This window comes from Umezawaea sp. Da 62-37, from assembly GCF_032460545.1.
GTDB lineage: Bacteria > Actinomycetota > Actinomycetes > Mycobacteriales > Pseudonocardiaceae > Umezawaea.
Genome location: NZ_CP135965.1, coordinates 9,382,926 through 9,403,201, shown reverse-complemented (window position 1 = coordinate 9,403,201; position 20,276 = coordinate 9,382,926). Strand labels below are relative to the sequence as shown.

The 20,276-nt window shown below is 67.9% G+C and carries 24 protein-coding genes; 10 read left to right on the top strand and 14 right to left on the bottom strand.

What is annotated here, in order from left to right; genetic code table 11:
- Positions 1 to 10: 10 nt before the first annotated feature.
- A complete protein-coding gene (locus RM788_RS42525; RefSeq protein ID WP_399341801.1) occupies positions 11 to 442 on the bottom strand; it encodes a YflT domain-containing protein in 432 nt (143 codons plus the stop codon).
- Positions 443 to 815: 373 nt separating this feature from the next.
- Between RM788_RS42525 and RM788_RS42520 the strand changes: the two genes are divergently transcribed.
- From RM788_RS42520 to pflA, 4 genes are all read left to right on the top strand, one after another.
- Positions 816 to 1,466, top strand: coding sequence for a hypothetical protein (locus RM788_RS42520; RefSeq protein WP_315925981.1), 651 nt, complete (start codon positions 816 to 818; stop codon positions 1,464 to 1,466).
- A gap of 87 nt (positions 1,467 to 1,553) precedes the next feature.
- Positions 1,554 to 2,219, top strand: a complete 666-nt coding sequence (locus RM788_RS42515; RefSeq protein WP_315925979.1) for a BON domain-containing protein — start codon at positions 1,554 to 1,556, stop codon at positions 2,217 to 2,219.
- Positions 2,219 to 4,465, top strand: a complete 2,247-nt coding sequence (pflB, locus tag RM788_RS42510; RefSeq protein ID WP_315925977.1) for a formate C-acetyltransferase — start codon at positions 2,219 to 2,221, stop codon at positions 4,463 to 4,465. The genes RM788_RS42515 and pflB overlap by 1 nt, the downstream gene beginning before the upstream one ends.
- Positions 4,462 to 5,187, top strand: coding sequence for a pyruvate formate-lyase-activating protein (pflA, locus tag RM788_RS42505; RefSeq protein WP_315925975.1), 726 nt, complete (start codon positions 4,462 to 4,464; stop codon positions 5,185 to 5,187). Before pflB ends, pflA begins: the two co-directional genes overlap by 4 nt.
- A gap of 32 nt (positions 5,188 to 5,219) precedes the next feature.
- On the opposite strand, the gene RM788_RS42500 is transcribed toward pflA, so the two are convergent.
- The 6 genes from RM788_RS42500 to RM788_RS42475 all read right to left on the bottom strand — a co-directional run bounded on the left by RM788_RS42500 (position 5,220) and on the right by RM788_RS42475 (position 8,811).
- On the bottom strand, positions 5,220 to 5,747 hold the full coding sequence (locus RM788_RS42500; protein WP_315925973.1) for a flavodoxin family protein: 528 nt from the start codon (positions 5,745 to 5,747) through the stop codon (positions 5,220 to 5,222).
- Between the two features lie 99 nt (positions 5,748 to 5,846).
- Positions 5,847 to 6,101, bottom strand: a complete 255-nt coding sequence (locus tag RM788_RS42495) for a PLD nuclease N-terminal domain-containing protein (RefSeq protein ID WP_315925970.1) — start codon at positions 6,099 to 6,101, stop codon at positions 5,847 to 5,849.
- A 32-nt stretch (positions 6,102 to 6,133) separates the two neighbouring features.
- Positions 6,134 to 6,721: an Rv1733c family protein gene (locus RM788_RS42490; RefSeq protein ID WP_315925968.1), complete on the bottom strand. Its 588-nt coding sequence runs from the start codon at positions 6,719 to 6,721 to the stop codon at positions 6,134 to 6,136.
- Between the two features lie 90 nt (positions 6,722 to 6,811).
- Positions 6,812 to 7,318, bottom strand: a complete 507-nt coding sequence (locus RM788_RS42485) for a universal stress protein (RefSeq protein ID WP_315925966.1) — start codon at positions 7,316 to 7,318, stop codon at positions 6,812 to 6,814.
- A gap of 42 nt (positions 7,319 to 7,360) precedes the next feature.
- Entirely contained in the window at positions 7,361 to 8,236 is an 876-nt protein-coding gene (locus RM788_RS42480; protein ID WP_315925964.1) for a universal stress protein, read from the bottom strand.
- The gene (locus RM788_RS42475; RefSeq protein ID WP_315925962.1) at positions 8,233 to 8,811 is read right to left on the bottom strand and encodes a CBS domain-containing protein; all 579 of its coding nucleotides are present in this window, start codon (positions 8,809 to 8,811) and stop codon (positions 8,233 to 8,235) included. Before RM788_RS42475 ends, RM788_RS42480 begins: the two co-directional genes overlap by 4 nt.
- A 183-nt stretch (positions 8,812 to 8,994) precedes the next feature.
- Between RM788_RS42475 and RM788_RS42470 the strand changes: the two genes are divergently transcribed.
- The 3 genes from RM788_RS42470 (at position 8,995) to RM788_RS42460 (ending at position 11,071) form a co-directional block, all read left to right on the top strand.
- Positions 8,995 to 9,660 (top strand): hypothetical protein, encoded by a 666-nt coding sequence (locus RM788_RS42470; protein ID WP_315925960.1) that lies wholly within the window; start codon positions 8,995 to 8,997, stop codon positions 9,658 to 9,660.
- A 93-nt stretch (positions 9,661 to 9,753) separates the two neighbouring features.
- Positions 9,754 to 10,173: a PNPOx family protein gene (locus tag RM788_RS42465; RefSeq protein ID WP_315925958.1), complete on the top strand. Its 420-nt coding sequence runs from the start codon at positions 9,754 to 9,756 to the stop codon at positions 10,171 to 10,173.
- A gap of 403 nt (positions 10,174 to 10,576) precedes the next feature.
- Positions 10,577 to 11,071, top strand: coding sequence for a universal stress protein (locus RM788_RS42460; RefSeq protein ID WP_315925956.1), 495 nt, complete (start codon positions 10,577 to 10,579; stop codon positions 11,069 to 11,071).
- Positions 11,072 to 11,202: 131 nt separating this feature from the next.
- Here the strand turns inward: RM788_RS42460 and RM788_RS42455 are convergent, their stop codons facing one another.
- From RM788_RS42455 to RM788_RS42445, 3 genes are read right to left on the bottom strand one after another with little or no spacing between them, the layout of a single operon-like run.
- Entirely contained in the window at positions 11,203 to 12,333 is a 1,131-nt protein-coding gene (locus RM788_RS42455) for a lycopene cyclase family protein (protein ID WP_315925954.1), read from the bottom strand.
- Complete coding sequence (locus tag RM788_RS42450; RefSeq protein ID WP_315925952.1) at positions 12,330 to 12,677, bottom strand: spore germination protein GerW family protein; 348 nt, start codon at positions 12,675 to 12,677, stop codon at positions 12,330 to 12,332. Before RM788_RS42450 ends, RM788_RS42455 begins: the two co-directional genes overlap by 4 nt.
- A gap of 5 nt (positions 12,678 to 12,682) precedes the next feature.
- Positions 12,683 to 12,988 (bottom strand): DUF4342 domain-containing protein, encoded by a 306-nt coding sequence (locus tag RM788_RS42445; protein ID WP_315925950.1) that lies wholly within the window; start codon positions 12,986 to 12,988, stop codon positions 12,683 to 12,685.
- A 148-nt stretch (positions 12,989 to 13,136) separates the two neighbouring features.
- Between RM788_RS42445 and RM788_RS42440 the strand changes: the two genes are divergently transcribed.
- From RM788_RS42440 to RM788_RS42430, 3 genes are read left to right on the top strand one after another with little or no spacing between them, the layout of a single operon-like run.
- Positions 13,137 to 14,090, top strand: coding sequence for an ABC transporter ATP-binding protein (locus RM788_RS42440; RefSeq protein ID WP_315925948.1), 954 nt, complete (start codon positions 13,137 to 13,139; stop codon positions 14,088 to 14,090).
- Between the two features lie 4 nt (positions 14,091 to 14,094).
- Complete coding sequence (locus RM788_RS42435) at positions 14,095 to 15,264, top strand: ABC transporter permease (protein ID WP_315925946.1); 1,170 nt, start codon at positions 14,095 to 14,097, stop codon at positions 15,262 to 15,264.
- Complete coding sequence (locus tag RM788_RS42430) at positions 15,261 to 16,415, top strand: ABC transporter permease (RefSeq protein WP_315925944.1); 1,155 nt, start codon at positions 15,261 to 15,263, stop codon at positions 16,413 to 16,415. The genes RM788_RS42435 and RM788_RS42430 overlap by 4 nt, the downstream gene beginning before the upstream one ends.
- A 388-nt stretch (positions 16,416 to 16,803) precedes the next feature.
- Here RM788_RS42430 and RM788_RS42425 read toward each other — a convergent pair whose 3' ends face one another.
- The 4 genes from RM788_RS42425 to RM788_RS42410 form a co-directional block, all read right to left on the bottom strand.
- Positions 16,804 to 17,814: a tyrosine-type recombinase/integrase gene (locus tag RM788_RS42425; RefSeq protein WP_315925942.1), complete on the bottom strand. Its 1,011-nt coding sequence runs from the start codon at positions 17,812 to 17,814 to the stop codon at positions 16,804 to 16,806.
- Positions 17,804 to 18,253 (bottom strand): hypothetical protein, encoded by a 450-nt coding sequence (locus tag RM788_RS42420; protein ID WP_315925940.1) that lies wholly within the window; start codon positions 18,251 to 18,253, stop codon positions 17,804 to 17,806. The genes RM788_RS42425 and RM788_RS42420 overlap by 11 nt, the downstream gene beginning before the upstream one ends.
- A 277-nt stretch (positions 18,254 to 18,530) precedes the next feature.
- Positions 18,531 to 19,571 (bottom strand): tyrosine-type recombinase/integrase, encoded by a 1,041-nt coding sequence (locus RM788_RS42415; protein WP_315925938.1) that lies wholly within the window; start codon positions 19,569 to 19,571, stop codon positions 18,531 to 18,533.
- A complete protein-coding gene (locus RM788_RS42410) occupies positions 19,568 to 20,044 on the bottom strand; it encodes a hypothetical protein (protein ID WP_315925936.1) in 477 nt (158 codons plus the stop codon). Before RM788_RS42410 ends, RM788_RS42415 begins: the two co-directional genes overlap by 4 nt.
- Between the last annotated feature and the right edge of the window lie 232 nt (positions 20,045 to 20,276).

Sequence of the window (20,276 nt, the reverse complement as noted above, 5' to 3'; positions counted from 1 at the left end):
AGACCCTCGTTCAGGACTTCGTCGTCGCGAGAACGGTTCGGGCACGGTCCGCATGAGTGGCGGTGACGAGGACTTCGAAGCGGCTGGGCACGGTGGCGCTCAGGGAGGTGAAGTCCCGGCGTCCCCTGGTCAAGCCGTAGCTCACCGCGCTGAACACGCCGCCGAACAGCGCGCCTGTGGCGAGGCAGAAGGCCACCGCGGGCACGATCGTGTCGGCGGTGCTGAGAAAGCTGAGGACCAAGCCGACGAACACGCCGAACCAAGCACCGCCCGCCGCGCCCGCGAGAATGGCTCGCGGCCAGGTCAGTCGGCCGGTGATCTGCTCGACCATGCGGAGGTCGCTGCCGATGATCTGTGTCGTCCGGACGTCGAACTCGTTGTCCGCCAGGTGGTCGACCACGCTCTGCGCCTCGGCGTAGGTGGCGAACGCACCCAAGGACACCTGTCCTCCCGTGGTCTTCATCGGGGTGTCGGACAAGTGGATTGGTGCCGCTGTGTCGGTCATGGCTGCCTCTCGATGTGCTGGATCGCGGGTCCTTCGATGCCGGACGACGCACCGAATCGGAGCTCGCGGCAGCCCGGTGGTGGGCGAACCTCTTTCCCTGACAACGATTCCGCCCGATGACGTCGACGGACAGGGTCGTTGCACCCCGAGGAGGCGGGACCTCCTTCCCTCAGGAACCGCGGACAATGGTTTCCGGGACTACACGTGGCTCACCCACTCGAGCGCACCGGCTGGGAAGCGTTCGGCAGGTGTGCTCTGTGGCCGCGCCCCGGACCCCTGCGTCTCCTTTCCCCGTCAACTCAAGGTGAGGGTGGCGCCAGTGCAGGTCCCCGTGCTCGTGCGGATTGCCCGGACGGTCGTCGTGGCCGTCGCGCTCGTCTTCTGCGCCATCGGTGTGGTGGTCACACCGATGGTCCTCCTGTTCTTCTGGAGGGCGCTGGGACTGACGATCGGCGTAGCCGCGTGGAAGGCGCCGGAAGAACTCCCGGCGATGCGAAAGCTGCACGGACTCCGCGAATCCTCTCCGCAGACGGGCATCGGAACCGCCGCGGGTCTGGTCGCGCTGTGCCTGGTCATCACCGGAATGATCACCACGGTCGGCGCGCTCACGATCATGACGCTGGTGGTGCTGTCCGCTGCCACCTCGGTGTGGGCGTACAGGCGCGTTCCGGACACGTCGAACACAGGTGAGGTGAAGGTGCTCACCACCCCTGTGTCCGAGATCCTCTACGAGCCCGGCGCCCCCGCGGATGCGTTGCCCACCGACGAACTGTGCCTGGCGTGGCGGCGCAGCTACCTCCACCTGCAGCGAGCGGCCGACGACCACACCCAGCAACGGATCATCCTTGCGCGACAGGCGTATCTCGACGAACTGGAACGACGGGACGGCACCGACTTCTCCCAGTGGCTGGCGGGTGGCGCCCGCGCGAGCAGCGACCCTCACAGGTACTTCTCCGCGTAGTGAACCCCGCACCGCCTGGGTCGCTCGGCGATTTCGGAGGGACGTTGTGCTCTGACGTCGACCTCGACGGCCCGGCACCGTGGAGCCATGACGAAAACACTGCACAGGTCGGACGACGAGCTGAAGACCGCGGTCATCGAAGAACTTCGGTGGACGCCCGAGGTGAACAGCGCGCACATCGGCGTGTCGGTCAACGACGGGGCCGTGACGCTGTCGGGCGAAGTGGACAGCTTCCCGGAGAAGCGCCTCGCGGGCAAGGTGGTCGAGCGCGTGCACGGAGTGACCGCCATCGCTCAGGAGATCACGGTGAACAGCGTCTTGAACGGGGTCACCGACACCGACATCGCCCGCGGCGCCGGCGAAGCGGTCGAGCGCGCGGTCGACGTCCCGGACACGGTCAAGGTCTCCGTGCACGACCGGGTCGTCACCCTCACGGGGTCCGTGCGGTGGCACTTCCAGCACGAGGCCGCGGATCGCGCCGTGCACTACATCAGGGGCGTCAAAGCGGTATTGAACAACGTCGTCATCGTCCCGACCGCTTCGCCGGTCGACATCAAGAAGGGCATCACGGCCGCGTTGGTGCGCAACGCCGAGGTCGAGAGCAAGCACATCACGGTCACGACCGACAACGCGGGCGTGGTCACCTTGGAGGGCTCGGTCGGATCGTGGTCCGAGCGCCGCCAGGCGGAACGCGCCGCGTGGGCGGCGCCGGGCGTCACCGGGATCGTCGACCACCTCCGCATCTCCTACTGATGACGGCCACCGAGGAGCGGCTCGGCGCGTGGAGCGGTTTCCGCGGCGAGAACTGGCGGCACGCGATCGACGTGCGCGGGTTCATCCAGGACAACTACACGCCCTACGAAGGCGACTCCGGATTCCTCGGCGGCCCGACCGGGCGGACCACCGCCCTGTGGCTCGGGGTGTCCGGGTTGTTCCCGCAGGAGCGCGAGCGCGGCGTCCTCGACATTGACACGCACACCCCCTCGTCGATCACGTCGCACCTGCCCGGCTACCTGGACCGCGACGCGGAGATCATCGTGGGGTTGCAGACCGACGCTCCGCTCAAGCGGGCGATCATGCCCAACGGCGGGTTGCGGATGGTTGAGGCGAGTCTCGCCGCCTACGGCTACGACATGGACCCACTGGTGCGCGAGATCTTCACCAAGTACCGCAAGACCCACAACGACGGGGTGTTCGACGCCTACACCGACCAGATCCGGCGGGCACGGCGGGCGGGGGTCATCACCGGGCTACCCGACGCCTACGGGCGCGGGCGGATCATCGGCGACTACCGGCGGGTCGCGCTCTACGGCGTGGACCGGCTCGTGGCGGCCAAACACGCGGAACGGGCCCTGCTGGACGTGGTGCCGTCCACGGAAGCGGTCATCCGCGACCGCGAGGAACTGGCCGAACAGGTGCGGGCACTCGACGAGCTGAAGCGGATGGCCGCGAGCTACGGCGACGACATCTCCGGACCGGCGACGACCGCTCGTGAAGCGGTGCAGTGGCTCTACTACGCCTACCTCGCGGCGGTGAAGGAGCAGAACGGCGCCGCCATGTCACTGGGCCGGACCTCGACCTTCCTGGATGTCTACCTCCAGCGCGATCGCGACGCCGGACGGCTGACCGAGTCGGCGGCGCAGGAGTTGGTCGACGACCTGGTGATCAAGCTGCGGATCGTGCGGTTCCTGCGCACCCCCGCCTACGACGCGTTGTTCTCCGGTGACCCGACGTGGGTCACCGAGTGCCTCGGCGGGATGGGTGAGGACGGCCGTCCGCTGGTGACCCGCACGAGCTTCCGGTTCCTGCAGACGCTCTACAACCTAGGCCCCGCACCGGAACCCAACCTCACCGTCCTGTGGTCCCCCCGGCTCCCCGTCGGGTTCAAGCGGTTCTGCGTCGGCGTGTCCGTGGACACGAGTGCGATCCAGTACGAGAACGACGACCTGATCCGGCCGCGGTTCAGCGACGACACCGCGATCGCCTGCTGCGTGTCGGCGATGAAGGTCGGCAAGCAGATGCAGTTCTTCGGCGCACGGGTCAACCTCGCGAAAGCGCTGCTGTACGCGGTCAACGGCGGCCGCGACGAGGTGTCCGGAGACCAGGTCGCTCCGCCCTCCCCCGCGCTCACCGGCGAGGTCCTGGAGTACGAGGAGGTCCGGGCGGCGTTCGACCACATGATCGACTGGTTGGCCAAGACCTACGTGGACGCGCTGAACGTCATCCACTACATGCACGACAAGTACGCCTACGAGCGCATCGAGATGGCGTTGCACGATCACCCGGTCCAGCGGCTGCTCGGGTGCGGCATCGCGGGCCTGTCGGTCGTCGCGGACAGCCTGTCGGCGATCAAGTACGCTCGGGTGCGGGTGATCCGCGACGAGACCGGCCTCGCCGTCGACTACGTCGTGGAGGGCGAGTTCCCCCGCTACGGCAACAACGACGACCGCTCCGACGACATCGCCGTGGAGCTCGTCGAGGACTTCATGGCCAAGGTGCGCCGCTATCCCGCCTACCGCGACGCGGTGCACACCCAGTCCGTGCTGACCATCACCTCGAACGTCGTCTACGGCAAGCACACCGGCAACACCCCGGAAGGCCGGCGTGCGGGAGCGCCGTTCGCGCCGGGCGCGAACCCGATGAACGGCATGGACCGGCACGGGTTGGTCGCGACGGCGCTGTCGGTGGCGAAACTCCCCTACGACCAGGCGCTGGACGGGATCTCGCTGACGGCGAGCATCACCCCCGGTGGGCTTGGCCGCACCGCGGACGAGCGGGTCACGAACCTGGTCGGCGTGCTCGACGCCTACGTCGACGCGGGCGGCTACCACCTCAACGCCAACGTGCTCGACCGCGCGACGCTGGTGGACGCCATGGCGCACCCGGAGAAGTACCCCCAGCTGACCATCCGGGTCTCCGGCTACGCGGTGAACTTCGTGCGGTTGACACCCGAGCAGCAGCGCGACGTGATCAGCCGGACGTTCCACGAGTCGCTGTGACCACCGGCGCGATCCACTCGTGGGACACGGCCACCGCGGTGGACGGGCCGGGGACCCGGTTCGTGGTGTTCACCAGCGGGTGCCCGTTGCGGTGCCTGTACTGCCAGAACCCGGAGACCTGGCACGAGCGCGACGGGCGCCGGGTGTCCGTGGACGAGCTGGTCGCCGAGATCGCGAAGTACCAGCGGTTCATCGAGGTCGCGGGTGGTGGGGTGACGATCAGCGGCGGGGAACCCCTGCTCCAGCACGAGTTCGTGGGCGAACTGCTGCACCGGGTCAGGGAACTCGGGATGCACACGGCACTGGACACCTCGGGGTTCCTCGGGGACAAGGCGAGCGACGCGCTGCTGGCCGACACGGACTTGGTGCTGCTGGACATCAAGTCCTGGGACCCGGCGACCTACCTCCGGGTGACCGGCGAGGAGGTGTCCCCGACGCTGAGGTTCGCCCAACGGCTGTCGGACCTGGGCAAGCCGATGTGGATCCGGTTCGTCCTGGTGCCGGGACTGACCGACGACTGGGACAACGTCGAGGGCGTGGCCGCGTTCGTCGCCGAACTGGACTCGGTCGAGTGCGTGGACGTGCTGCCCTTCCACAAGCTCGCCGCCCCGAAGTACGCCAGGCTCGGCATCCCGTTCCCGCTCGCCGACGCTCCGACGCCTGACGCGGCCTTGGTGGACCGGGTGCGCGGGCAGTTCCTCCGCCACGGTCTGCGCGCCTGATCGGCGGGATCCGCCGACCAGGCGGATCCCGCTCAGCTGACGTGGTACCGCGCCGCGTGCTCGGCGGCGATCCGGACACCCCACCGCCGGGCCCGGTCGATCTCACCGTCACGCAGCGGACCGCGCATTCCCGTGACGACGAAGCTCTCCGGGCGAGCCGCGACGGCGAACCCGAGTCGGCGGAGCTTGCTCAGCGCGCGACGGGCCGCGGAGCCTGACAGCAGGGCCGCCTTCATCCGGGTGTCGAATGCGGCGACCTGGGCGGTCGGATGCCGGTTGTCCAGTCCATCGAGCCATTCCCGCAGGCCGATTTCCGCGGAGACGACCTCGCCGACGGCTTGGTCCGCGGCCGATTTGCGGGTGCTCGGCCTGCTCATCCCGAACGCGTGGGTGGGAGCGCCGACCACGAGCAGGTCGATGTCGTCGAGCAGCGGCGGCAGAGCCGCGCCGACTTCCACGACGTCGACCGCCGCGGAGGTGGACAGACCTTCAGCGACCGCCTGTGCGATCTGCCGGGTGTTGCCGAACATCGACTCGTAGACCACAAGTGCACGGGTCATCGCGTTTCCCCCTCTCCATTGTCGTCCAAGCCCGACGTTCGGGCGTGGTCCACACTCACCACGATCCGCTTCTCGCGGATCACCACTTCCTCGTCGCGATCATGTAGTCGTCCGGCGATGAGTCCATTGAGGATGTTGCTGGGCCTTCCGGCCGAAACCGAAGTAGGTGATCGGGCCGACGAAGTTGATCGCGATCACAACGGCCCACCAGGCCTTGCGGCCCACGACCAGTTCGCGCGGTCGATGCCACAGGTCGATCCAGGCCGTGAAGGCCAACACCAGTTCGATGACGCTCAGAACGCGCATGGTGCCGCGTTGCCGCGCCGAGTAGTCTCCCCAGAGCTTGCGTGCCACGATCGTCTCCTTTGTCTCTGCCGACGTGTCGGCTAGTGGTACTTGGTAGTCCACTCGGGCTCGACCACTGCCCATTCACGTTCCCAGCGCAGCGAGTTCATCCTCTTGTTCAGGTGCGTGGCCGTCGCGCAGAACCCGACCATCAGGCACACAAGCGATGACCAGAACAGGAAAGCCACGCCGATCGCCGTGATCGCGGCGCGCTCCGGGGTCAGCGGATGCGTGGTGATCCCCCCGCTGTCGTCTAGCCAGATCGCGACGGAACCGCCCGCTTTCACGTTGGGCGCGGCAGGCACCAAGCCCTGGCGTGGGTCGCCGTCAGGAGCAGTCCACGAAGCGGAGACGTAGTGGGGCTGGGCGCCTGCCGCGGTTGCGGGCGGTGCGTCCGCCAGCAGCGTGGCGGTGGATGCGTGACGGGTGCGCAGCTGCTCGACCGATGCCGCCGAACTGGTCCGGTACGTCTCGGAGCCGAGGAACGCGGCAATCGGGATGCCGAGCAGCGCGACCGCTATGGCGGCGATGAGCACAACACGCTCGAAACGATCGCCCGCATCCGCATGCCGGCTGCGGAACACTCGCCGCGCCAGTCGTACGAATGGTGCGGCCATCGGAGTGCTCATCGTCGTCCTTTCACCGTGCCGACATCGTTCATCCGGTATCGCCGCACGGCCGACGAAGACGCCACGCCGCGAGGGTGTGGCGGACTGTGGTCACAGCAGCGGTCCTGGGGTCACGGGCACTCCGGTTTCCCGCGACTGCTCGGGAATCGGCTCGACCACGTCGTTGACCACCACGACCGGACAGGACGCGTGGTGCACGCAGTAGGCGCTCACCGAGCCCAGCAACGCGGTCATGACCGCCCCCAAACCCCTGCGACCCACCACGAGCAGCGACGCGTGCTCGGATGCCGCCGTCAAGGCCAACTTGGCTTCCTCACGGGCCACAACGGTGCGGATCTCGACCTCGGCCGTGATCCCGGCGACCGCTTCGTCGAGCACCTGCTGCCGCGCGGCGCGCAACTCCTCGGGCAGCATCCCGATCAACATGTCGATCGGGACCACGCCGACGGCCATGCCGAAGTCGCGGTGCTGCCCGGTGATCGCCTCGACGGCGCACCCACGCCGCTCGGCCTCGTCGACGGCCCAGACGAGCGCCGCCCGACTGGCCGGGGATCCGTCCACACCGACCACGATCGGCCGCGATTCCAAGTCGTCCACGATCCGCTCCCCTGTGGTGGTCCGTCCGGGTACAACGAGCTTCTAGGTCGTCGGACGAACGACGGCCAACGGGCACGAGGCGTGGTAGACCAACGCCTGGCTGGTGGATCCCAACAGCATTCCGCCGAATCCGCCGCGCCCTCGACTTCCGACCACCAGCAGTTGTGCCGTCTCCGCCAGCCGCAGCAACGCGCGCACCGGGCGGTCCCGCAGCACGAGGCGGTCGACGTGCACGTCCGGGAACTTCTCTTGCCACCCGGCGAGCCGCTCCGCGAGCAGCCGCTGTTCCTCTTCCTCGACCCGCGCCCAGTCGATCGCCAACCGCACCCCGCTGTAGGGGCTGTCCACGATGAAGTCCGTCCACGCCATGGCAGCGGTGAGCGCGACACCACGGGTGGAAGCAGCTTCGAACGCGAACCCGATCGCCGCCTCGCTCGCGGGCGACCCGTCCACGCCAAGGACTACCGGGCCGTCCGCGGGGTTGCCCCGGACCACCACGACCGCACAACGGCCATGGGCGGACAGGCCCACCGCGGTGGAGCCGACCAGCTGTCCGGTGAATCCACCGAGACCCCGCGACCCGAGAACGACCATCCGGGCGGTGCGGGATTCCTCCAGCAGCACGGGAACCACGTCACCGGACACCATCGCGGTCTCGACCTCGACACCCGCGGCGGCGTCCTCCGCGGCCGACTCCGCCGCGGCGAGCACAGCGAGCCCCTTCTCCTCGAACGCCTCGCGCACCCTGTTCTTCGCCAGCAGGAAGTCGGGGTAACCGACAGCGGGCACCGCACAGGCGTGCACCAAGCGCAGCGACACCCGGTGCCGCTCGCACTCGCGCACCGCCCAGCCGACCGCCTCGATCGAGGACTCCGAGCCGTCGACCCCGACCACGACCGGCGCGGTAGTCCCGGTCATGACACGGCCTTGCCGGTGAGGATCCGCACGTCGGCGACACCCACGACGCCACCTGCCAGGGCGACGACGACCTGCTCGGACTCCGGGTCGACGAATTCGGCGCCGATGCTCACCACACCGTCGCGAACCGACACCGACCAGTCCAGGACGCCGCCGTAGATCTCCAGCCTGCGGCGCACATCGGCTGCGATGGACGTGTCGGTCCTGGCCAGCGCGCGCACCACGTCGCGACGCGTCACCACCCCGACCACCGTCGAGCCGTCGACGATCGGAACGCACCGCACGTGGTCGTCGAGCATGACCCGCGCGACCAGCGCGATGGACGAACCCACACCCATGCCGAAGGCGGGCGAGGTCATCACGCGCTCGACGGGCGAGTCGAGGGATTCGGGCGTGTCCGCGTACTCACCGCGCAGCAGGTCCGTCTCCGTCACGATCCCGACCATGTGCAGCTCGGAGTCGACCACGGGCAGCGCGGTGAACCCGTGCGACGCGAGCAGCCCGGCCGCTTCGCGGATCGACACGTCGGGTGTCACGGTCACCGCCGGACTGGACATGATGTCGTGGACGCGCATGGTTCTCCTCCTCGTAGCTGTTCTTCCTCCAACGCTAGGAACCTCAGCAGGCGGGCAACGCAGCCTTTGGTCCTCAGGGCATAGGGCCTGATGGTCCGTCACAGGGGCACGGGGTAGTCCGCACTCGCGGGAAGGGGACCTTGTTCTCTTCATGACGTTCCTGGAAGCGCACACGATCGGGTCATGACGACTTCGGAGTACCTGCGTGGTCGAGAGGTAGGACGCGTGTGGTTCTGGTGGGTGACCGCCGGGGAGTTCAGCGGCTTCACGGTGCCCGCGGTGCTGGGTGCGGTGAACTCGTTGCCCGCGCTTCTCGTGGCGGCGGGCTTGGCCGAAGGCGCTGTCCTCGGCTGGACGCAGGCCCACGTGCTGCGCCGAGCGCTGCCGGGGTTCTCAGTAGTGCGATGGACCACAGCGACGGCGCTGGCGGCCGGATTCGCCTGGGCGGTCGCCATGAGCATGTCCGCGAACGGGGAGCGTCTGGCGTCGTGGCCGGTCGCGGTGCTCGTTCCGCTGGCCGCGATCGCCGGGATGGCGGTGCTGCTGTCGATCGGTAGCGCGCAGTGGCTGGTGCTCCGCCATCACGTGGAGCGCGCGCACCGGTGGATCTGGGCGACCGCACTCGCGTGGGGCGCGGGCCTGGTCGTGTTCCTGGCGGTCGCCACCCCGTTGTGGCAACCAGGACAGGGACTCCTGCTCCGAGCGGTGATCGGTGTGGTGGCCGGTCTGCTGATGGCGGCAACGATGGCCGCCGTCACCGGTGCGGCGATCACCCGTCTGACAGGAGCGACACGGTACAGCTCGACGGAGGTACCCCGGACTGGCCGACCGCCGGTCTCTCCACGCTGAAGATCACGGCGCACACAAGAGCACTGGCTCGCCGGCTCGACCGCCCAGCACCGCAGTCATGCCCCACCGCGCTCCGCCGACGGAGGTATCTCGATGGACGACTCGACTACCGGCAGTACGAACACCGCACCGCGATCGACGATCAACCGGCTGGTGCTCACCGTTGTCAGGTCCCGCTGGCATCGTCTTCTAGCAAGTGTTTGCGAACTCGACTTCACCGGGCGCCGAACGGGCAATCGCGTAGCGCTACCGGTGCAGTACGTCGGCGACGCTTCCCACATCGTGATCTACGTCGCCGGCGCCGCCACCAAGCAGTGGTGGCGGAACTTCGAGCATCCACGTCCGGTGCGGATACGGGCGAACGGCATCACCTACGACGGCACAGCTCGGATCATCGCTCAGGAGGATCCGGGCAGAGCAGAAGCAGAGGAGTTCTATCACGGGCGGTTCCCGAAGGTGCGGATCGCACCGGACGCTCCGATGATCGTCGCCGACGTCGAGAACACCCGGTGACGTGTTCCCGAACGCAGACCTGGTAGTCCACTGTGCACCAGACCCGCCTCCTCCAGCGGAACAAGAAGTCGGCCACGAACAGCTGCCTGTGGACGCGGTGGTCCGCTCATCGATGGCGGTCTCGGCTTCGGACCGCTCATCACGTCACCCCATCGCTTCGTCCTGCGATCGCGGCCGCCGACGTCCGGCCTGTCGACGTCGGCGGGCAGCGCCACGTCGATCTGCCACACCTCCGCTCGGAGAGCCGTGTGGACGTTGTGCAGCACAGCGCCGCAGGCCATGAGGCAGCCAACCCCGAGCCGGTCTCGGCGGCGATGGACCCGGCTCGACCGAGCCGTTCGCCTCTCGTCCCGATCTCCGTGTGGCAAGAGCATCGAAGAACACAGACGAGGAGTTGACCGCCATGAACACAGCCCACCGGATCATCGTCGGCATCGACGGCTCACCAGCGAGCACCGCCGCGCTCGACTGGGCGGTCCGACAGGCCGGCACCACGGGGAGTTCGGTGCTGGCGGTGTCGGTGTGCAGAGTGGACGTCAAACCCCCGTCCAGCACGCCGATGCCGATCACCGGATCCTCCGGAGTGGACCCGTTCCGCGAACAGCATGCTCGCGACCTGCGGACGGCGGTGGAGCAGGTCGGACAGCACGCAGGTGGAATCGTGGTCGACCAGGTCGTGCCGATCGGCGACCCCGGCAAGGTGCTGGTGGACCTGGCAGCTGACGCCGACGCGCTCGTCCTGGGCGGGCACGGCTACCGCAAAGGCGGTCTGACCGTGATCGGATCCGTGGCGGCGTACTGCCTGCGGCACGCGAATTGCCCGGTGACCGTGGTCCCGGTGGCCGCCCTCGACGGCAACGGGCTCGTCGTGCCGGGGGCGGCGCAGGAGTTCCGCTGAACGCGATGGTCGGGACGACGGCGAGCAACCCTCTCGGACGGAGCCTCCGAGGGATCGCCGCTCCACTCGGCGCCGACCCTGGTCGAGGCGGGCTTCCGGTTCCACGGCGTCACCCAGCGCCTGAGGTCGCGCTACACCCTCAGACGCCTGCCGACCGCCTTCAGATAGACCCCGACCGGCATACCCGCGAACAAGCGGCTCTCCATCCCGACCGAACTCCGCTCCTCGAGGAACCGCAACGCCGGTTCCGCCGAGGCCCCGCTGAACAGCGCGGCGAACGCGCGCTCCAGTTGCCGCGGCTCGCGGATGACCACATCCAGGAGCGCGGCGTCGAGCACCCGGTGCCTCGTGCTCATCGCGGGCAGGTCGAAGGGGTGGCCGTGCTCGACCAGTGACCGCACGACGGCGGCACTGTCGTCCTGCACCCGCTGGTAGGAATAGCCGGTGCTCGCCTTGACCATGCCCGCCGGGGTGCCGATGGCCAGGACGTCACCGCGCCGACGCGCGACCCTGCCCGCCGACAACGGCAGCACAGCACCTTCCTCGTGCAGCACCGTGCAGGCGCCCGCGTGGAGCACGTCGTCGAGGTAGCCCTCCAGCGCGGCGCGCTGGGCGTCGACCCCTGGCAGCGGTCCATGCGGAGAGGCGAACGAGGTGTGCTCGACCAACGCCTCGGTCGCCGAGAACGGGAGCACGTAGAGGAAAGCGGCGCGGTCGGCCTGGCTCGTGCGGAAGTCGAACAGGGTCGGCACTCCCGGGTCGAACACCGGCCGCTCGGCGACGACACGTCGTCCGCGGAAAACCATGTGCGCGTCCACCGGCGGCGGTTCGGTCGGTCCGAGCACGCTGTCGAACACCCAGCGCGCCTCGACCTCGTCGCCGTCCACGACCACGTGGGTCCGACCGGGCGGTCCGTCGATGCCGTCCACGTGGCCGCGGCGGAACTCGAAGTGCGGCAAGGGTTCTGCCAGCTCCCGGACGATTCGGTCGAGGTCGGTGCCGCGCACAACCTGGTACCGGTAGTGGCCGAGGGGCAGCGTGCGGGTCCGACCGCCGACGTGCACCCGGACGCGGTCGAACCTGCTCGACACCGCGGTGTCGAGCAGGGTGGGCCGGCCGGTCCACGAGGACCAAGCGATGGTGTCGAGCGGGTGGCTGCCGTCGTCGACGATCACCACCCGGTCGTGCCACCGGGGTTCCAGGGCGAGGTGGCCAGCGAGGGACAGCCCGCTCAGGCCACCACCCGCGATCACCACCGTCATCCGTGGTCGGCCTTCGCCCGTGCTCTGGCGACGCGGGCGCGGGTGAGCAGGAACGCGATCGTGACGGCGGCCAGCCCGGTGAACACCCGGTTCACGTCGACCGCGGGCCGCCACGACACCTGTCCCCCGGTGATGACGTAGGCGCCGACGGGCCTGCCGGACACGCCGAAACCACCGCCCTCGCCCTCCTGGCCCTTCTCGTCCTTGCCGATCCCCGCGCCCGCGCCTCCGCTGACGGCGGCCGCGGTGATCACGGTGACGCCGTCGTGCTCGTAGGGGTCCGAGTACACCCGTCGCACGGTGATCGTGTCGCGGGCCTTCTCCACCAGTTCGTCGATCTTCACAGCGATCAGTTCCCCTCGTCGGGAGTCCGGTCCTCGTGGACGGCGACGATCGGCGGATTCACGCGCTCGACCTCGATGGACCATTCCTTGGCCAGCACGGCGATCGCAGCGACGGCGGTGACCACCGGGGCGAGGATGGCGGCGACCACGCCGGCCGTCACGGGGATCTCCATGACCGTGTGGCCGCGGTCGTCCTTGACCACGATCCGGCGGACGTTGCCCTCGTGGATCAACTCCTTCACCTTGGCCACCAGTGCCTGTCCGCGGACACGGTCCGTGGTCGTTGTCGTCTGGTCGTTGGTGACGGTCATCGGATCTCCTCGCACTCAGCGGACCGAACCGTTCGCGATCGGTTCGAGCTTCCCGCCTGCCGTGTCCGGTCGGCAGTGCGCTTGGTCCCCGACCGCCGATGACGTTCGGCACTGCCCCCTGGGCCACCGGCCGTCGCACGCTGGTCGCATGACGACCGACAGGCCGGAAGCAGTGCTGTCCTGCCGTGGTTTGTGCAAGCGGTTCGGCGAGCTGACCGCGGTCGACGACGTGACCTTCACGATCTCCGCCGGGGAGACCTACGGTCTGCTGGGTCCGAACAGCGCGGGCAAGACGACGATCATCTCGATGGTCGCGGGCATTCTCCGGCCCGACGTGGGCGACGTGCTTGTCGAGGGTGTGCCCGTGTCGACCAGGACGACTGAGCCCAAGGGACGCATCGGGTACGTGCCCCAGGAGTTGGCCCTGTACCCGGACCTGACCGGGCGGGAGAACCTGCGGTTCTTCGCGCGCCTGCAAGGGCTCTCCCGCACCGCCGTGGCGCGTCGGGTGGCACATGTGCTCGACGTGGTCGGATTGGCCGACCGCGCCGACGACCGCGCCGAGCATTACTCGGGCGGCATGAAACGACGGCTCCACATAGGTATGGGCCTGCTGCACGAACCGGTTCTGCTGGTGCTGGACGAGCCCACGGCGGGTGTCGATCCACAAAGCCGCAACGCGATCATGGACAACATCCGTGAACTCGCGGACAGCGGGCTCGCGATCCTCTACACCACTCATTACATGGAGGAAGCCGAGCGGCTGTGCGACCGGGTGGGCATCATCGACGCGGGTCGGCTGGTCGCTGAAGGCACCCGGCGCGAACTGGTCGCGCGACTGGGCGAGAGGGACCGGATCTCGCTGACGGTGGACGGCGACCTGGCGGCCGCGAAGCACACCGCCGAGGAAATACCCGCCGTGCTTGATGTCGCCGCCCGTGGACCACGTCTGGATCTGCTGGTGCACGACGCACGTCAGTGCCTGCCGGGAGTGTTGTCCGCGTTGGCGGAGGACGACGTCCACATCCGCGGGGTCGAGGTCGACGAACCGGATCTGGAGACCGTGTTCCTGCACCTCACCGGCAATGCGCTCAGGGGGTGACGTGGTGCACGCTGCTCTCCTGATCGCCACCAAGGACCTTCGCCAGCGGCTGCGCGACCGATCGGTGCTCGTGTTCACCCTCGTTCTCCCGCTCGGGCTCGGGCTGGTGTTCAGCCTGGTGCTGGGCGATGTCGGCGGCGGGAACACCGTCTTCCGGTACGCGGTGGTCAACGCCGACGGCGGCCCGGTGGCCGCGGTGTTCACCGACGAGGTGCTACCCGCCGCGGTCGAGGGCGGCGCGGTCGACGTGCGGTCCGCCTCGTCCAGGGACGAGGCGCTGCGGCTCGTCGACAGCGGGGACGTGACAGCCGCGTTCATCCTGCCGCCCGCGTTCTCCGACGACGTGCGGGCGGGCCGAGCAGCCACGGTGGAGGTCGTTGGCGACGTCGATTCCCCGCTGGGAACCGGCGTGGCGCGGTCGATCGCAGAGTCGTTCACCCAGCGGTTGGCGTCGACGAGGATCTCCGTCGCGGCCGCGCTGCTCGGCGGGTCCACACAAGACCCCGCGGAACTCGCCGCACGGGCGGCCGCCTTGACCGACCCGCTGGTCCTGGTCGACGCGCCCGCGTCCCGTCGCGAGTTGGACGCGACGACCTACTACGCGGCGGGCATGGCGGTGTTCTTCCTGTTCTTCACCGTCCAGTTCGGCGTCACGAGCCTGCTCGACGAGCGGCGGACGGGCACGCTCGCCAGGATGCTCGCCTCCCCGATCCGCCCGTCGTCGGTTCTGATCGGCAAGTTGATCACCAGCCTGGCCGTCGGCGTCGTCGGCACCACCGTCCTGGTCGCGGCCACGAGCCTGCTGATGGGGGCGCGGTGGGGTCATCCGCTCGGCGTCGGCCTGCTGATCGTGTCCGGCGTTCTCGCCGCTACCGGGATCGTCGCCGTGGTGGCCTCACTCGCACGCACCTCCGAGCAGGCAGGCGGCTGGCAATCGGTCACGGCGATCACCCTGGGAGCCTTGGGCGGCGCCTTCTTCCCGGTGACGCAAGTGGGTGAGCCGCTCGCCACGCTCAGCCTCCTCTCACCCCACCGGTGGTTCCTGCGCGGACTCGCCGACCTCGCGGGCGGCGAGGTCACGGCCGTGCTCCCGTCGGTCGGAGTGCTGACCGCGTTCGCGCTCGTCGGCTTCGGCATCGCCTCCGCACTGACCCGCAGGGAAGTGGGCTGGTGATCACCAAGGTCTTGACCATCGCCGGGACGAACCTGCACCGGCTGTTCCGCGACCGCACCAACCTGTTCTTCGTCCTCGTGCTGCCCCTCATGCTCATCCTGGTCCTCGGCGCCGCGTTCGGCGGTTCGAGCACGCCGAAGCTCGGCGTGGTGGGCGCGGACTCCGGGCGCCTGCTCGACGCCCTGCACGCGGAGCCGGGTGTGCGCGTCGAAACCGTCTCGGACGAAGCGGCTCTCCGCACAGCCGTCGAGCGCGGAGAACTGGCCGCGGGCCTCGTCGTCCCACCGTCGCTGTCGAGCGGTGTCGCCACAGGAGGCGTGGCAGAGCTTCGCCTGGTCGTGCGCCAGGACAGTGCCGGGCAACAGACGCGGCTGCTGGTGGCCGGAGTGCTCGCCCAGGAGAGTGGACGACTCGCAGCAGGCGCATTCGCGGCGGACCTGAACGGCACCGACCCCGACACCGCTCTATCCACGGTGGACTCCGCGACCAAGGTCGTCCCAGGCGTCTCGGTGTCCACGACGACGACCGGTGAGGCACTGTTCCCGCCGGATCTCGGACAGTTCTCGGCGGGCGCGTCAAGCCAGCTGCTGCTGTTCATGTTCCTCACCGCGATGAACAGCTCGGTGGCGCTGGTCGAAACCCGCAGGCTCGGGATCTCCCGACGCATGGTGGCGACTCCGACGTCCACGGCGACGATCGTGCTCGGCGAAGGACTGGGCCGGGTAGTCGTCTCGCTCGTGCAGGGCGTCATCATCATCGCGGGCACCTCGCTGCTGTTCGGCGTGCGCTGGGGCAACCCACTCGCCGCAACCGCCCTGCTGCTGCTGTTCTCCCTCGTCGCGGGCGGCGCGGGAATGCTGCTGGGATCGGTCTTCCGAACCGAACAGCAGGCCGGGGGCGTCGGCACCCTGGTCGCACTCGGCTCGGCAGCGCTGGGCGGCTGCATGGTCCCGCTGGAGCTGTTCGGTGGAACCATGCGCGACATCGCACTGCTGACCCCTCACGCCTGGGCGAACCAGGGCTTCGCGGAACTGGCCCGCGACGGCGGCACGCTACCTGACGTGCTGCCGGAACTAGGCGTGTTGACGGGGTTCGCGGCCGTGCTGTTCACACTCGGCGCATGGCGGCTGCGCACGTTGCTCACCAACTGACCGGGACACCGGACTTCCACACCCGGCACGGAACTCCTAAGCGCTCCACACCACCAGGACCGGCTCGCCGACACCCTGCACCAGTACCAGGTTCGTGGACAATAAAGTCCGGCTCGTTTTCCCGCCGAAGTGGCCTTCAGCTGACGCCTGTCGTTCGGGATGACGCCAGCACTTCTGGTGATGTTGTCGCCGTTGTGGTGCGGCAGGCAATATCCTTGCACGAAAACAAAACTCTGTCGTTGATCCAAGTCGTGATCACTCGATCGCGTACATCACAGCGGTCGTCCACAATGGAAGCTGCTGGTCGGCGAACACACACTCGCCGACCAGCAGCTTCTGCGCAATCACTGCGAAGATCGACACCAACATCGAGGAGTCATCGATCCGATCACAGGTGCCCCAACTCCGCCATGGGGTGCCGTTCACAGGTATACGCCGACAAAGCCCGCGCGACCTCTTGCGGCATGCCCTTGATGTAGGTCAGCGTCGAGCCGCCCTTGGTGTCGGTATGTCCGGCATAAGCTCGGGCGACGGCGTAACCAAAATGCCGTTCGACCCAGGTCAGAGTGGTGTGGCGCAGCCAATGTGCTGTCACGCCAAGCTTCCCGGCCCAAGCCAGGTTCGTCTGCACCCGTTTCCACAGCAGGTCGTAGCGGCGTCCGGTCAGGGCGGTGCCGTTCGAGTGCCGCAGGAGTGCGTCATCACGATGTCGTACTCCTCGCGATTCGGCGTGATCCCGCAGCAGGGCGACCAGCGTCGGACTGATCGGTTGCCAGCGTTCAGTGCCGAACTTCTCCCGCAACCGGACCGCGCAGGACTCGGAGTCCAGATCGGCCAACCGCAAACCCAGCGCCCCAGCCCTGCGGCACGCTGTCTCGGTGTGCAACCGCAGCAGAAGCGAGTCCAGAGCGACGTCCCGACCGGTAGTGACGACGACATGGTTGATCGCCATCATCTCCTTGGGTGTCAACGCCCGACGCACAGTAGGCAGCCTGCGCTCGAACTCGATCTTCGCGGCCGGGTCGACACCTGGCCTCAACAAGCCATCCGCTGTCGCGAGTCGGAAGAACATCCGCATCGCGCGAACCGCACACTCACCCGCATATCTGCCTTTGCGGGTATTGGACCGCACCTGAGCCCGGCGAGTCGCCAACCGTCGTAGAGCAAGGACATCGCTTGGCGTTACCTGGTCGACCCGACGCCCGCCGAAAGCTTCGACGGCACGGGTCCAGTGGACTCCGTATCGTCGCAGTTGAGAAGGTGACGCCGCCGCCAACACCTTCGGCAGGTAGGTCGAGACGGTCGGAGCGCTCTGTGCCGGCAGAAGGCTCGACGGATCGATACCCAGTTGCCTGATCAGCTCACGCAGAAGTTCGATCTTGGCTGGGTCATCGGCCATGGTTCACCGCCGATGCGGTCGCGTAGTGCCGCCGGAGAAGTTCCGTCACCAGGGCGACTGGATGAATTGTCAGCCTGTTCTGCTCCCGACACGCCACCAGGACAAGCCGATCACCGACATCGATACCCAGAAGTTGACGGGTCGCCACGGGGAGGAACACGTGTCGGCGCAGGTCCATGCGGTAGTCGCCCGATGGGTCCATCGATACCGTCGCACCGTCCGGTGACACCGTCAGGTTGTAGCAGTCACCGGCCTGCCAACCGAGATCGCCGATCAGGTGACGGTCACCGACGCGACCGGAATGATCGATCCGGCTGACCGCCACGTCCAAGCCGTTGTCACCACGACGTATCGGCAGCACGGGGAACCGCTGCGCCTCAGGCGCCGACCGGGGACGAACAGCGGGTGGAATGAACAGAGGAACCGCCTGTTGCTTCATTGCGTCACCGCCATTGGTGTCGGCTGAGATCCCAGCCGTAGCGGTAGAGCCTGCACAGACGTCAACACCAGTACCCGGAGCATAAAGATTCCTCTCGCTAGAGCCCTCGCCCCGGAACACCAAAAAGCCCACGTACCGCAACCTTTCGATTACGTTCCGTGGACTACAACGGCTGAGATTCCAGCCGTTTTGGTGACCGAGGGGGGACCCCCACGCCTGGGAAATTTCCCTTTCCAGGGAAATTTCACACGACGAAGCTATCAGCTTTCACAGATCCTCATGAAGGCCCTCGGCGAGATGACTCCGCCAAGGGGTGCGCTTCATTGGTCAGCGCGGACAGCGCAGTAGAAACCTCCTCGATGGACGCCCGGACGTACGTGCTGGTGGTGCCCGTATCCCGCGCGCTGGAGTGTCCCGCGAACGCCCGCGCCACGGCGTATCCGAAGTTGCGTTCCACCCACGTCAGCGTGGTGTGCCGTAGCCAATGCATGCTCACCTGCTGCGTCCGCACCCACGGCAGAGACTTCCCCAGCCGTCCCCACAGGTAGTCGTAGCGACGCTTCGTGATCGGATTCCCGTTGATATAGCGGAGAAGTGGGCCTCCGTGATCGCCTCCGCGACGGACGGCGTGGGCTACGAGATGGGCAACCAGTGTCGGTGACACCGGTTGCCACCGTTGCGTCTCCCCCTTCTCCCGCAGCAACACCAGACACTGCTGTTCGTCCACATCGACCAAGCGCAAGCCCAGCGCACCTCCACGTCTGCACGCGGTCTCGATGTGCAGGCGCAGCAGCAGCGCGTCGAGAGGCGGGTCATTGCCCGTGGTGGACGCCACTTTCAGCAGCTCCACTACTCGGACATCGGGAAGGCCACGCCGGGTAGAGGCCTGCCGTCGTGGTTTGGCCACCTTGGCCGCGGGATTGGTCGCGTCGTCAACAAGTCCGTCGGCGATGGCGTGCTGGTAGAGGCAGCGCAGGGCGGTGATGAGGTGTTCGGCGGCGGAGTTTCCGCCGCGGGCGTTGCGCCGCTGCACCGCTGCGCGTTTGACCCGCTCGGCCAAGGCGGCGATGTCGGAAGGCGTGACGTCGTCGATCCGCCGGTCACCCCAGTGCGCCGACACCCTGTTCCAGTACGGGGCATAGGCCCTGCGTGATCCGGACGGCACCGCGTTGCTCACGATCGGGATGTACTCGCCGAACGTGGGCGCTAGCGGCTTCGGTTCGGGCTGCTCCAGCAGATCGGCGATCGAAACACCGAGTCGTGCCAACAACATCCGTGCGGTGTCGACGTCCACGGGACCGTCGGCGGCGGGGTTCATGATTCCGCGATCTCGGCGAGTTCGGCGTTGTACCGGAGGACCATCCGGTCCACTGCGGCCATGTTGTGGATGAGCAACACACCCTGTGCTGGAGCGGCTGCCAGTAACACCCGGTCGCCGGGAGACAGTCCGCACCAACGCCTCACGGCAGCGGGTATGCTGCACAGCATGGTGCGAGGGACGCGAAATCCGCCCGTCGGATGGCATCGGACCACGATGACGTCCGACACCAGCGAGAAGTCCAGGCTCTGACCCGACTTCCACCCCAACAGCCGCGTGATCAAGCGCTCACTCACGCGTCCTCCTTCGTCCATTGTGGCGATGCCGTAGACCATGGATCCATCTCGGGGCAACGCGGCAAGATCCGGCAGGGGCAGTCCCACGAGATCCAGCGCCGGGTCAGCCTCAGAGGTTGGAATGACAGCGCTGATCACCAACTCGGCGATCGTGCGATCGTGGGGGTGAACGTCCATTAGCGCGCACCCATCAGTGCAGCACCTGCCGATACTCCGATTCGTGCCATGTCGGACGCCGCGTTGATGCCCGCTCGGCTCAGTCCGATCGCGTCAGGCACAGCCCCTCCTCTGCTCTCCCCTGCTAAACCTTCGCACCGTTTCCGACCCACCGCCGGGGGCTATTGACACGTTCTCGATGATCGTAAGCGGACGCTCTTGATGACCGCCTCAGCTCAACATCTATCACATC

What these genes read in the sequence shown, in the direction of transcription:
- RM788_RS42515 (WP_315925979.1), top strand. Translation starts at nt 1,554, where the DNA reads ATGACGAAAACACTGCACAGGTCGGACGACGAGCTGAAGACCGCGGTC.
- pflB (WP_315925977.1), top strand. Translation starts at nt 2,219, where the DNA reads ATGACGGCCACCGAGGAGCGGCTCGGCGCGTGGAGCGGTTTCCGCGGC.
- RM788_RS42500 (WP_315925973.1), bottom strand. Translation starts at nt 5,747, where the DNA reads ATGACCCGTGCACTTGTGGTCTACGAGTCGATGTTCGGCAACACCCGG.
- RM788_RS42490 (WP_315925968.1), bottom strand. Translation starts at nt 6,721, where the DNA reads ATGAGCACTCCGATGGCCGCACCATTCGTACGACTGGCGCGGCGAGTG.
- RM788_RS42480 (WP_315925964.1), bottom strand. Translation starts at nt 8,236, where the DNA reads ATGACCGGGACTACCGCGCCGGTCGTGGTCGGGGTCGACGGCTCGGAG.
- RM788_RS42475 (WP_315925962.1), bottom strand. Translation starts at nt 8,811, where the DNA reads ATGCGCGTCCACGACATCATGTCCAGTCCGGCGGTGACCGTGACACCC.
- RM788_RS42470 (WP_315925960.1), top strand. Translation starts at nt 8,995, where the DNA reads ATGACGACTTCGGAGTACCTGCGTGGTCGAGAGGTAGGACGCGTGTGG.
- RM788_RS42465 (WP_315925958.1), top strand. Translation starts at nt 9,754, where the DNA reads ATGGACGACTCGACTACCGGCAGTACGAACACCGCACCGCGATCGACG.
- RM788_RS42460 (WP_315925956.1), top strand. Translation starts at nt 10,577, where the DNA reads ATGAACACAGCCCACCGGATCATCGTCGGCATCGACGGCTCACCAGCG.
- RM788_RS42455 (WP_315925954.1), bottom strand. Translation starts at nt 12,333, where the DNA reads ATGACGGTGGTGATCGCGGGTGGTGGCCTGAGCGGGCTGTCCCTCGCT.
- RM788_RS42445 (WP_315925950.1), bottom strand. Translation starts at nt 12,988, where the DNA reads ATGACCGTCACCAACGACCAGACGACAACGACCACGGACCGTGTCCGC.
- RM788_RS42440 (WP_315925948.1), top strand. Translation starts at nt 13,137, where the DNA reads ATGACGACCGACAGGCCGGAAGCAGTGCTGTCCTGCCGTGGTTTGTGC.
- RM788_RS42425 (WP_315925942.1), bottom strand. Translation starts at nt 17,814, where the DNA reads ATGGCCGATGACCCAGCCAAGATCGAACTTCTGCGTGAGCTGATCAGG.
- RM788_RS42420 (WP_315925940.1), bottom strand. Translation starts at nt 18,253, where the DNA reads ATGAAGCAACAGGCGGTTCCTCTGTTCATTCCACCCGCTGTTCGTCCC.
- RM788_RS42415 (WP_315925938.1), bottom strand. Translation starts at nt 19,571, where the DNA reads ATGAACCCCGCCGCCGACGGTCCCGTGGACGTCGACACCGCACGGATG.
- RM788_RS42410 (WP_315925936.1), bottom strand. Translation starts at nt 20,044, where the DNA reads ATGGACGTTCACCCCCACGATCGCACGATCGCCGAGTTGGTGATCAGC.